Genomic DNA, 11,958 nt, shown 5'->3' with positions numbered 1-11,958 from the left:
TTCCTACGACGTCAAGATCACGCCGGAGAACGTCTCGGTGGCGCCGCGCGCCACGCCGGACGACCAGACGCCGGCCTTCGCCGAGGAAATCATCCCTTTCACCGAGGACACCGATATCACCGACGCCTTCGCTGATTCGGGCTACACCGGCGATGACGCCACCGGCATGTCGGAAGCGATCGGCAAGCTCTTGAACGCGACGGCGCTCAAGGCCGGCACGGTGCTGCGCGTCGGCCTGGAGGTGCGCGGCGACGTCGCCAAGGTAGTCCGCACCAGCGTTTACGACCGCACCACGCATATCGTGACCATCGCGCTCGACGATCGCGGACAGTTCGTGCCGGCGCAGGAGCCGGAGCCCAATCCCGAATTGCTGACGGCGTTCGATGATTCGCAGCCGGTGGTGGTGCGCGGCAACCTGCCCAACGTCTATGACGGCATCTATCGAGCCGCCTTTTCCTATGGCATGTCGAAATCGATGACCCAGAAGCTGATCAAGCTTCTTGCCTCGGACGTCGACTTCCAGTCGCGGCTTTCGCCGTCGGACCGTCTCGAGGTCCTGTTTTCGCAGCCCGACGGCGACGACCAGACCTCCGACAGTTCTGAGCTTCTCTACGTCTCAGCCACCTTCGGCGGCCAGACGCGCAATTTCTACCGCTTCCAGATGCAGGACGGCGGCACCGACTATTTCGACGAGAACGGGTCGAGCGCCGAGCAATTCCTGCTGCGCAATCCGCTGCCCGCCGGCAAGTTCCGCTCCGGTTTCGGCGCGCGCCGGCACCCGATTCTGGGATATGTGCGCATGCACACCGGCGTCGATTGGGCCGCGCCCATCGGCACGCCTATCATCGCCGCCGGCAACGGTGTTGTCGAAAAGGTCGGCTGGGCCGGCGGCTACGGCAAGCAGATCATCATCCGCCACGCCAATGGCTACGAGACCTCCTACAATCACCAGAGCGCTTTCGCCAAAGGGATCGAGCCGGGCGTGCGCGTGCGTCAGGGCCAGGTCATCGGCTATCTCGGCCAGACCGGCCTCGCCACCGGCCCGCACCTCCACTACGAGCTGATCGTCAACGGCACCAAGGTCGACCCGATGCGCGTCCGCCTGCCGGTCGGCAAGGTGCTGAAGGGCGACGATCTCGTTGCCTTCAAGCGCGAGCGCGAGCGTATCGACGACCTGCTCAAGCAGGAAGACGGAAATTCGCTGAAGGTCGCCAGCGCCAAGACCGATTCGCAGCTTCCCAACTAATCCGGCGAATCGCCCGTCTGCCGTGGCCAGGGCAGCGCCTGTCCGGGCACGGTGAGCCAGGCGAGGATCGACGATAGCAGGCAAAGCAGCGTCGTGACGGCGGCGACCGCGGCAAAGGCCGAATCGCTTGCCGCAATCCTCAACGCGTCGAGATTGGCCGCGAGCCCGGACGCCGGCGGTTCGCCGAAACCGGGCATGCCGGCAGGGCTGCCGGTCGATCGCGCATAGACGAAAGCCGCGAGCGAGCCCATCGCCGCCACCGCGATCAGGCCGCCGATGCGCGAGACGGCATTGTTGATGCCGGATGCCGCGCCCGTGTCCTTGTCCTCGACGGAGGTCATGATCGCCGTCGACAGCGGCGACACGACGAGCGCCATGCCGAGCCCCATCACCGCCATCAGCGGAAAGGTCCCGGTCCAGAAATTGTGGATCCCGGCATGGGCGAGCAGGGCCATGCCGGCAAAGGCGATGGCGACGACCAAGCTGCCGGCGGCGATCGGCAGGCGCGGGCCGATCTTGTCGGACCACTGGCCGACCGGCCCCGACAGCAGCGCGATCAATGCCGACAGCGGCAGGAAGATGAAGCCGACCTCGGCCGAACTCAGGCCCCAGCCCGCGATCAGAACCATGGGCAGGTAGAACAGGTTCGCCGACAGCGCGAAATAGAGGAAGAAGGTCGCGAGATTGGCGCCGGCGAAGGCCCCGATGCGAAACAGGCCGAGATCGATCATCGGCTCGCGCTGCCAGCGCTCATAGAGAATGAAAATGAAAAGCAGGACGACGCCGGCGACGATCGCCGGCCCGGCCATTATCCCGCCGCCCTCGGCGTTCATCGCCGTCAGCCCATAGGCCAGCGCCCCGAAGGCGAGCGTGGCGAGCGCGGCGCCCCCGAGGTCGAGGCTGCGCTTTTCGATCGGCTGGTCCGCCGGTATCTTGGCGAGCAGCAGATAGATCGAAACCAGTCCGAGCGGCAGGTTGACGGCAAAGATCGTGCGCCAGACGCCGTTGCCGAAAGTCGACAGCACGAAGCCGCCGAGCACCGGCCCGAGCGCCGTGGTCAGCGCCGAGGCCGCGGCCCAGATGCCGATCGCCCGGCCACGCTCCTTTTTGGGGTAGGCCTTGGCGATGATGGCGAGGCTGCCCGGCACCATGACGGCGGCGCCGACGCCTTGAATGGCGCGGAACACGATCAGCATTGCCGGATTGGGCGCCAGCGCGCAGGCGAGCGACGCCGCGATGAAGACCGCTATGCCGGTCACGAATGCGCGCCTGAGGCCGAATCGGTCGCCGGCGGCGCCACCGGCCAGAATCAGCGCCGAAAGCGTCAGCGCATAGGCGTTGGAGATCCATTGCGCTTGCGCCAGGCTGGCGCCGAGATCGACGCGCAAGGCCGGCATGGCGATCGCCAGGATCGAACCGTCGATGAAGCCGAGCGCCGAGGCCAGAATTGCCGCGACCAGCACGAACTTGCGCTGCGTCTGCGGGCAAAAGGTGCCGTTCGCGCGCGTCGCGGTCGAAAGCGAATCGGCTGTGGCTTCACTCGAGGAAGGCATGAAAACCTGCTTAGCTCTCCGGCGTATCGGTAACAACGAGCCAGAAGATTGCAGTTCTGAAACCAGTTTGGTCTGACAGCATGGCCAGGAAGGTAGCCATCGTAAATGCAAACGAGCCGTCGCGTGCTAGGTTCCGGCCGGTCATTCCAGAAGGGGAAGAGCCAGCCTATGCTTCATCACCCGCTGCTCAGCGCGGGTTCATCCTGGCGATGCAGCGGATCTATGCAACCGCCCTGCGCGGCTCATTGCTGCGCAAAATCATCGACTGAAGACCCGCCGACGAACTCGACGGTCACGCCCGGCGACACCAGCTTGGCGAGCTCTCGCGCATCCCAGTTGGTCAGGCGCACGCAACCGTGGCTTTCGGTCTTGCCGATCTTGGAAGGATCGGGCGTGCCGTGGATGCCGTAGGTCGGCTTGTCCAGCGCGATCCAGACCGAGCCGACCGGACCGTTCGGCCCCGGCGGGATGGTCAGGATCTTGTCGTTCTGGCCCTGCTTGAAATTGATGCTGGGATTATAGGTGTAATTGGGATCGAGCGCGATGCGCGACACGGTGTGGATGCCGGTGGGCGACGGTGTGTCGGCCGAACCGATGGTGGCCGGATAGGCCGCGACCAGCTTGCCGGCCGCGTCATAAGCGAAAACTTCCTTCTTGTCCTTGTCGGCGACGATGCGGGCAACCGGCGTCGACACAAGCTGGCCGAAATTGGCGACCTTGACGATGGTCCCGGGACGGTTGAAGTCAAGGCCTTTGTTGATCGACTTCAGATAGCCTTCGTCCATGTGGAAGCGCTCGGCGAGCGCCTCGGTGACCGAGGTGTAACCCATGCGGTCGAGCTTGGCCTTCTGGCTGTAATCTTCCGGAATCGAGGCGACATAGGGTCCGGCCACGTCCTCGGGCGTGATCGTGTAGGAGGCGAAGGCGTCGCCCCCCGACTGGGCGAGCGCCGCCTTGATGGCGGCCGAGTCGGTCGATTTCAGATTGCTGCCGGTGATCTGGTTGTAGGCGGCCAGGGCCTTGTCGACATTCGAGCCGAAGCGGCCGTCGATGACTCCCGGCGAGGCGCCGGCGCGGTCGAGCAGCACTTGGAGTTCGGCCACGTCCTGGCGCACGCCGAGCGAAAGCGACGGATCGACGGTCGCCTTGCCGCCCGTGTCCGGCGGCAGCGCGGCCTGGGTCTCCGGATTGACTTGCAGCACGTCCCCCTGCCCAGGGTGCGGTTCGATCGATGCTTCGTTCAGCGGCTCGCGCTTGATGGTGTCCGACCTTGGCGCCTCCGGATAGGTTGTGGCATACCCTTCGTCGCTCGGCGCCGGCGGATAGGCCTCGACGGAATTGCCGCTGTTGGAATCGTAGTCGTCGACCGGCGGCGGGATATACCGGCCGTTCTCGTCCAGCTGCCTGCGGCGGAAGCGGGCCATGTCGTCGGGATCGTCGAGATAATAACGGTCGTCGTCCTCGACGGGCGCACGCCCGAGCTCCTGCATCCGCAGCTGACGGCGCAGCGCCCGGCGATCGAGCCGGGTCTGCGGCGGCTGGATGGCGATCACCTTTCCGGTATCGGCATCGACAAGCACCCGGTTGCCCCTGGCATCGTAGTAGATGTCGATATTGCCGTCCTGGGCGAGCAGGAGCGCGCCGTGCTGAGCGGACCGAACCGTCTTCTGCGCGCCTTCCAGACTCGGCGCTGCGAGCGCGCCGGAAGCCGCCAGCCCGGCCGCGAGTGCCGAAAGGGAAAAGATCGTGCGCAGCATGTGGGTCAGGCTCTCCGGTCGGCTCGGTCTTGCTGGGCGAACCCTTCGCCAGCAAACCAGTTACCAAAACTAAGGTTCCAATATGAACCGGGCATGAAGATGGCGGATTTCCGGCGTTTCACCATGGTCCCCAACCGAATGTCAGTGCAGCCCCAATTCGCTGCGCGCCAGTTTCGTCAGCTTCAGCACGACCAGGCGGTGGCTTTCGCGCAGGTAGTCCTTCAGCGCGGCATCATCCACGCTTTGGCTTGTCTGGCGCTGGATCCATTTCATGCCGCGCGACGCGAGATAGGGCGCGGGCCGACAGCCCGGCTGTTCCTTCAGCACGTCAAAGGCCATGTCGGAGCATTTGAAGGTAACGAAGACCTCGCCTTCCCGGTCATGGCCGCCGATCGCGAACACCTTGCCGCCGACCTTCCAGACGTGAGCCCCGCCCCACTGCACGACATGGGTCGTGGCGGGCAGCGTGGCGCAGAAGCCGTTATAGTCCTCGAGCTTCATTGGAATCGGCCTCCGGGAACCGCAATCAAGCCCGGTTCTGCAGCAGGGCGCTGTGGAAAAGCAAGAGCGCGCCGCCCCTGCCGGATGCGACGCGCTCCTCGTATCCTTGTTTGCGCAATTCGGACGGAAAACCGCCAAGCGCTTTTCCTGGAATGGCTCCGGTCACATGCCCCGGCTCGACTCAGGCGGCGGCTTCAGCCGCCACCACCGTCGGCTTCGAACGGAAGTTCAGGCGATCGGAACCGGCGGTGACCTTGACGGTCGAGCCGTCGAGGATTTCGCCGAGCAGGATCTTCTCCGCCAGTGGATCCTGCAGTTCCTTCTGCATCACCCGCTTCAGCGGCCTGGCGCCATAGGCCGGATCGTAGCCCTTGCCGGCCAGCCACTCGGTCGCATCGTGATCGAGCGACAGCGTGATCTTGCGATCGACAAGCAGGTTCTCCAGCCGCTTGAGCTGAATCTCGACGATGCGGTCCATATCCTGGCGGCGCAGCCGGTGGAACAGGATCACCTCGTCGACGCGGTTGAGGAACTCCGGACGGAACGAGGCTCTCACCACGCCCATCACCTCGTCGCGCACGGCATCGACGTCCTGGTCGTCGCGGAGATTGACCAGATATTCGGCGCCGAGATTCGACGTCATGATGATCAGCGTGTTGCGGAAGTCGACCGTGCGGCCCTGACCGTCGGTCAACCGGCCGTCGTCGAGCACCTGGAGCAGCACGTTGAACACGTCCGGATGCGCCTTCTCGATCTCGTCGAACAGCACGACCTGGTAGGGCCGGCGCCGCACCGCTTCGGTGAGCGCGCCGCCCTCCTCATAGCCGACATAGCCGGGAGGCGCGCCGATCAGCCGGGCGACCGAGTGCTTCTCCATGAACTCCGACATGTCGATGCGCACCATGGCGCTCTCGTCGTCAAACAGGAAGGCGGCGAGCGCCTTGGTGAGCTCCGTCTTGCCGACGCCGGTCGGACCCAGGAACATGAACGAGCCGATCGGCCGGTTCGGATCCTGCAGACCCGCACGGGCGCGCCGCACGGCCTTGGAGACCGCCTGCACCGCCTCGCCCTGGCCGACGACGCGCTTGCCGATCTCGTCCTCCATACGCAACAGCTTCTCGCGCTGTCCCTCAAGCATCTTGTCGACCGGAATGCCGGTCCAGCGTGACACGACATGGGCGACGTGGTCAGGCGTGACCACCTCTTCCACCATGCCGGCCTTACCGTCCTGGGCTTCGGCTTCCTTGAGCTTCTTCTCCAGCTCCGGGATCTTGCCGTAGGCAAGCTCGCCGGCGCGCTGGAACTCGCCCTTGCGCTGGGCAATCGCCAGCTCGTTGCGCATCTCGTCGAGCTGCTTCTTCAGGTCGGCGGCAAGGCCGAGCTTGTGCTTTTCGGCCTGCCACTTGGCGGTCAGCTCGGTCGACTGCTCCTCGAGGTCGGCCAGATCCTTCTCCAGCTTGGTCAGCCGGTCCTTAGAGGCGTCATCCTTCTCGACCTTCAGCGCCTCGCGTTCGATCTTGAGCTGCATGATGCGGCGGTCGATCTCATCCAGCGCCTCGGGCTTGGAATCGACCTGCATCCTCAACCGCGATGCGGCTTCGTCCACCAGGTCGATCGCCTTGTCCGGCAGGAAACGGTCAGCGATGTAGCGGTTGGAAAGCGTCGCGGCCGAAACCAGCGCCGAATCGGAGATGCGCACCTTGTGGTGCTGCTCGTATTTCTCCTTCAAGCCGCGCAGGATCGAGACAGTGTCCTCGACCGTCGGCTCGTCGACGAAAACGGGCTGGAAGCGGCGGGCGAGCGCCGCGTCCTTCTCGACATGCTTGCGGTATTCGTCGAGCGTAGTCGCACCGACGCAGTGCAGCTCGCCGCGCGCCAGCGCAGGCTTCAAAAGGTTCGAGGCGTCCATCGCGCCATCGGCCTTGCCGGCACCGACCAGTGTGTGCATCTCGTCGATGAACAGAATGATGCCGCCTGCGGCGGAAGTGACTTCCGACAGCACGGCCTTCAGCCGCTCCTCGAACTCGCCGCGATACTTGGCGCCGGCAATCAGCGCGCCCATGTCGAGCGCCATCAGCCGCTTGTCCTTCAGCGATTCCGGCACGTCGCCATTGACGATGCGCAGCGCCAGGCCTTCGGCGATCGCCGTCTTGCCGACGCCGGGCTCGCCGATCAGCACGGGATTGTTCTTGGTGCGGCGCGACAGCACCTGGATGGTGCGGCGGATCTCGTCGTCGCGGCCGATGACCGGGTCGAGCTTGCCCGCCCGCGCATCCGCGGTCAGGTCGCGGGCGTATTTCTTCAGCGCGTCGTAGCCCTGCTCGGCACTGGCCGAATCGGCGGTGCGGCCCTTGCGGACATCGTTGATAACCTGGTTCAGCGCCTGCGCGGTGACACCGGCCTTGGCCAGGATGTCGGCGGTCTTCGCCGACTTCTCCATGGCGAGCGCCTGCAGCAACCGCTCCACGGTAACGAAGCTGTCGCCGGCCTTCTTGGCCAGTTCCTCTGCGGTCGAAAACACCTTGGCAAGCGGCTGGGCGAGATAGAGCTGGCCGTTGCCGCCTTCGACCTTGGGCATAGCCTCCAACGCCGCCTCGACGCCGAGCTTCACGTCGCGAATGCTGCCGCCGGCGCGCTCGATCAGAGAGGCGGCAAGGCCCTCGTCATCGTCGACGAGCACCTTGAGCATATGTTCGGGAGTGAATTGCTGGTGGTTGCGCGAGAGCGCCATGGTCTGCGCGGACTGGAGGAAACCGCGCACGCGCTCGGAATACTTCTCCGTATTCATGTATGTCTCCTTCCATCACCGGCCCGCTTTGCGGCACCGGATCAGATTGCGGTGACGGGCCCGCTCATTCGAGCCGAGTCCTGTTCAGCCGAGATATGGTGTATTAGCTCAGGTCTCTCAAGACGCCCTGATGCCGGTCAGCGCAGAATATTCCAGGGCCTGGTCGCCCGAAGCGCGCAGCGGTTTTGTGCGAACATTAGGCATTAAAACAAGGGCTTAAGTGCTGCGGCTGCGTGACGCGCGACATTGACGGCTTCATGATCGTCCACCGCTCGCGCCCAGGGTGACGAGAAGCTCGTCCAGTTGCCCGAACGTTTCGCCCATCGCATCCGCCGCACCGGTGCCGGCAGCGTCGAGAGCCTCCTTCGAGGGATAGAGCTCGTGCAGGACCAGCAGCGTCTTGCCACCTTTTTCCTCGAAGGTCACCGTCGTGACGGGTCCACCCTCACCGCCTTCGTCATTGGTCCAGACGAGGCGCGAGTGCGGTGTCACTTCGATGTACCTGCCGAAGAACACGTCAAGGTTTGAGGCATCGTGGCCGAACGCCAAACGGTACCTGCCCCCGATACGGACATCCATCTCGCAGGAACGCAGCACCATTCCCATCGACTTCGGCGCCCACCACTGCTTGAACAGCTCAGGCTTGGTCCACGCCTCGAACACGATGCGCGCCGGAGCGTTGAAGGTTCGCGTGACGACGAGCTCGCGGTCCGACGTCCGTTCCACCGTCGTGCGGTTCTGCATCGGTGTGGCCTCACTCCCTTTGCTTGCGTCCATCGACCTTCTCCTTTCGTTTCAGTTCCTCGACCACCTTCTCCAACCCGTCGAAGCGTGCGTCCCAGAGCTGGCGGTACCTCTCGATCCATGCCGCCTCTTGCTCCATCCCGCGCAGGCCGAGCTTGCAGGTCCGCACACGCCCGACCTTTTCCGTGCTGACGAGCCCCGCTTGCTCCAAGACATCGACGTGCTTCTTCATGCCCGTGAGGGTCATGTGGAACTTCTCGGCCAGTTCCGTGATCGAAGCGTCCGCACGGCCGAGCTGCTCCAGCACGCCGCGTCGGGTCGCATCCGAGAGCGCGGCGAACGAAGCATCGAGGCGGGTCTTGATATACTGAACCATATGGTTCAGTATTAGTGCACAAATTACCGCCATGCAAGGAAACGAAAGCGCGTCGCGCTGAAACGGATTCAGGCGACGTGCTTTAGGCACGCACAACGAAAAACGGCGGAGAAACCTCTCCGCCGTTCGAATTGCCTGGAAATAGACCTGCGGTCAGCTATCTGCGTCGGCGACTGCCGGCTCGCCGGCGCCGCCTGCCGGCTCACCGGCGCCGTTCTCGCTCGGCGCTGCATTTGCCTCTTTCGCGGCAGTCGCGCTGCCGCTGTCCGCGACGTTGCCGCCATCGGCGGCGCTGTCCGCCCGGCCGGCATTGCTTTCATCGGCATTGCCCTGCTCGGCGCTATGGCCCTGCTCGGCATTGCCGCGACCGCGACGTGGACGTCTCTGCCGACGCCCACCGCCATTGTCCGTGCCGGCTTCGTTGCGCTCGGCCTGGGCAGCAAGGCCCGCAGGCGAGAAGCTGTCGAGCAGCGGAGCCTGGTCGGCCACAACGCCGTCTTCGGCGGAGCCCTCCGGCATGGCCTGCGCCTCATTGCGGCGGCTCTGATCGAACTGCTGACCGCCATGTTCGCCGCGCTCTCGCTGACCATTGTCGCCGCGCTGACCGTTCTGACCGTACTGGCCATAGCCGCCATTGCGGCGGTCGCGGTGCCTGTCACGACCATTATTGTCGCGCCGGTTGTTGTCGCGGCCGTTTTCCTGGTTGTAGGCGAGTTCCGCCGGCGTGCCTTCGATCACCGGCTGCGGCCCGGAACCGTTCGCGGCGGCCTGCGACTCGCCGGCATTTGCGTTGCCGACCGTGTCGAACTCGTCGCGATCCTCATCGACGTCGTCATCGAAGTCGTCGCGGTTCTGGTGGGCGTTCTGGATGGGCATCTGCGCCTGCGCGGCCGCGATGATGCGATTGTAGTGCTCGGCGTGCTGAAGATAGTTCTCCGCCATCACCCGGTCGCCGGAGCTTTGCGCGTCACGGGCGAGTGCAGCATATTTTTCGGCGATCTGCTGAGCCGATCCGCGGATCTTCACGTCCGGACCGTTGCTCTCATAGTTGCGCGTCAGGGGATTGGGCCCCTTGCGATTGTTGTTGCCACCGCCGCCATTGTTGTTGCGACCGCGCATGCGCCTGTTCTGCTGTTGTGGCCTCATTCGACTCTCTTCATGTGAATTTTCTAAAACTCGTCGCGAACGGTGGCACTCATGCAGCCGACCGTTTCGTTTTTTCACCGGCGTTCGCCCGCATCGATTGCGTTGGCGCCACGTGCCATCCTGTTCCGGTTACATCACTTGCCGGACGATTCCCGCACGAAGCATGGGCGTCGTTTGCGCAAGGAGGCAGCTATTTCCAAGGAAAACCGAATCGCTAAGAGCACTGCCTGCTTCGTCTCATCCGGTTAAGCCGGAACCTAGCTGCATTCCCTAATATTGCCAAGCGTTTTTTCGCACTGCATCAGGGCTTTCAACGCTCAAACACCAGAACCCTGTCGTTTCCGCCAAGATCGCGTCGCGCCTCCGACAGCCTGTAGCCGGCTGCCGCGAAGATTGCGGTCACCTCGCTTTGCTGCGTATGGCCGATCTCGACCGCTACCTTGCCCTGCGCTTCCAGAAATCCTTCCGCCTCTCCGGCGATGATCCTATAGGGGATCAGCCCGTCCACACCGCCATCGAGGGCCTGGCGTGGATCGAAATCGCGGACCTCGTCCTGCAGATTTCCAATGTCTCGACTGGGTATATAGGGTGGATTCGCGGCAATTAAATGGTATCGGCCCGAAACTTTTTCGAACCAGTTGGAATGCAGGGCCTTGAAGCGCCCGCCGAGCCCCAGATCCGCGGCGTTTCGCGTAGCAGTCGCCAGCGCGCCGGGTGAAATATCGACGCCGGTCGCGGTCGCCGCCGGAATCGCGCTGAGCAGCGCCAGCGCGATTGCGCCGGTTCCGGTGCCGAGATCGAGGATACGGCACTGGCCAAGCCTTTCGGCCGTCGACTTGGCGAAGGGCAGGATCGCGTCGACCAGCGTCTCGGTATCGGGGCGCGGCTCCAGCGTGTCCGGCGACAGCGACAGCCGCAGCCCATAGAACTCGCGATAGCCGAGAATGCGATGCACCGGCTCACCTGCGACGCGACGCCTCAGGGCCGCCTCGATTGCCGCAAGAGCCGCAGAATCCACCGTTCGGCCCGGCTCCGCGATAGCCTGGGTGCGCGTGGTTTCGGAAAAATGCTCGACGATCAGCCTGGAATCGAGCGCCGGATCGGCAATGCCGGCGGGAGCGAGCCGCTCCCTCGCCGCGTGCAGCAGCGGTCGAAGTGCCGAGGGCAAAGGATCAGCCATCAATACCCATGTCGGCGAGCAGCTTCGACTGATGGTCGGCGATCAGCGCGTCGATCACCTCGTCGAGCTCGCCCATCATCACCCGGTCGAGCTTGTAAAGGGTGAGGTTGATGCGGTGGTCGGTGACGCGTCCCTGCGGGAAATTATAGGTGCGGATGCGCTCCGAGCGATCGCCCGAGCCGACCTGCGATTTTCGCGACGACGAGCGCTCCTCGTCCGCGCGGCTGCGTTCCAGGTCATAGAGCCGCGCCCGTAAAATCTGCATGGCCCGCGCCCGGTTCTGGTGCTGCGACTTTTCCGCCTGCACCACCATGATGCCCGTCGGCAGATGCGTGATGCGCACCGCCGAATCGGTGGTGTTGACGTGCTGCCCGCCGGAGCCGGACGCGCGCATCGTGTCGATGCGGATGTCCTCTGCCCGGATATCGATATCGACCTCCTCGGCCTCGGGCAGTACGGCGACCGTCGCCGCCGAGGTATGGATCCGCCCGCCGGCCTCGGTTTCCGGCACGCGCTGGACGCGATGCACGCCGGATTCGAATTTCAGCTGCGCGAACACGCCCTTGCCCGACACCGAGGCGATGATTTCCTTGTAGCCGCCGACTTCGCCTTCGCTCGCCGAAACGACCTCGAAACGCCAGCCGCGCGAGGCGGCGTAGCGCTCATA

Annotated in this window: 10 protein-coding genes; 1 reads left to right on the top strand and 9 read right to left on the bottom strand. The window is 64.4% G+C overall.

The window, feature by feature from the left end:
• Positions 1-1,246: M23 family metallopeptidase (locus tag EOA60_RS04905; protein WP_164899188.1), on the top strand; the 1,246-nt coding region annotated here is incomplete at its 5' end.
• Here EOA60_RS04905 and EOA60_RS04900 read toward each other — a convergent pair.
• From EOA60_RS04900 to EOA60_RS04860, 9 genes are all read right to left on the bottom strand, one after another.
• Positions 1,243-2,799, bottom strand: a complete 1,557-nt coding sequence (locus tag EOA60_RS04900; RefSeq protein ID WP_095823945.1) for an MFS transporter — start codon at positions 2,797-2,799, stop codon at positions 1,243-1,245. The genes EOA60_RS04905 and EOA60_RS04900 overlap by 4 nt on opposite strands.
• A gap of 242 nt (positions 2,800-3,041) precedes the next feature.
• Entirely contained in the window at positions 3,042-4,556 is a 1,515-nt protein-coding gene (locus EOA60_RS04895) for a L,D-transpeptidase family protein (RefSeq protein ID WP_067319043.1), read from the bottom strand.
• Between the two features lie 141 nt (positions 4,557-4,697).
• Positions 4,698-5,057: an MmcQ/YjbR family DNA-binding protein gene (locus EOA60_RS04890; protein ID WP_066990072.1), complete on the bottom strand. Its 360-nt coding sequence runs from the start codon at positions 5,055-5,057 to the stop codon at positions 4,698-4,700.
• Positions 5,058-5,238: 181 nt separating this feature from the next.
• Complete coding sequence (clpB, locus tag EOA60_RS04885; RefSeq protein ID WP_128311108.1) at positions 5,239-7,845, bottom strand: ATP-dependent chaperone ClpB; 2,607 nt, start codon at positions 7,843-7,845, stop codon at positions 5,239-5,241.
• Positions 7,846-8,100: 255 nt separating this feature from the next.
• Entirely contained in the window at positions 8,101-8,622 is a 522-nt protein-coding gene (locus EOA60_RS04880) for an SRPBCC domain-containing protein (RefSeq protein WP_245322312.1), read from the bottom strand.
• Positions 8,600-8,965 (bottom strand): metalloregulator ArsR/SmtB family transcription factor, encoded by a 366-nt coding sequence (locus tag EOA60_RS04875; protein WP_095823948.1) that lies wholly within the window; start codon positions 8,963-8,965, stop codon positions 8,600-8,602. Before EOA60_RS04875 ends, EOA60_RS04880 begins: the two co-directional genes overlap by 23 nt.
• Positions 8,966-9,118: 153 nt before the next feature.
• Entirely contained in the window at positions 9,119-10,084 is a 966-nt protein-coding gene (locus EOA60_RS04870; RefSeq protein ID WP_245322313.1) for a DUF4167 domain-containing protein, read from the bottom strand.
• A gap of 337 nt (positions 10,085-10,421) precedes the next feature.
• Positions 10,422-11,291 carry a peptide chain release factor N(5)-glutamine methyltransferase gene (gene prmC / locus EOA60_RS04865; RefSeq protein ID WP_095823950.1) on the bottom strand — a complete coding sequence of 290 codons (870 nt, stop codon included), beginning with the start codon at positions 11,289-11,291 and terminating at the stop codon, positions 10,422-10,424.
• Positions 11,284-11,958: peptide chain release factor 1 (locus EOA60_RS04860; protein ID WP_164899187.1), on the bottom strand; the 675-nt coding region annotated here is incomplete at its 5' end. The genes prmC and EOA60_RS04860, both read right to left, overlap by 8 nt.

The sequence above is a fragment of the Mesorhizobium sp. M1A.F.Ca.IN.020.06.1.1 genome, assembly GCF_004023265.1.
Classification (GTDB): domain Bacteria; phylum Pseudomonadota; class Alphaproteobacteria; order Rhizobiales; family Rhizobiaceae; genus Mesorhizobium.
This window is presented reverse-complemented; position numbering and strand designations above follow the sequence as displayed.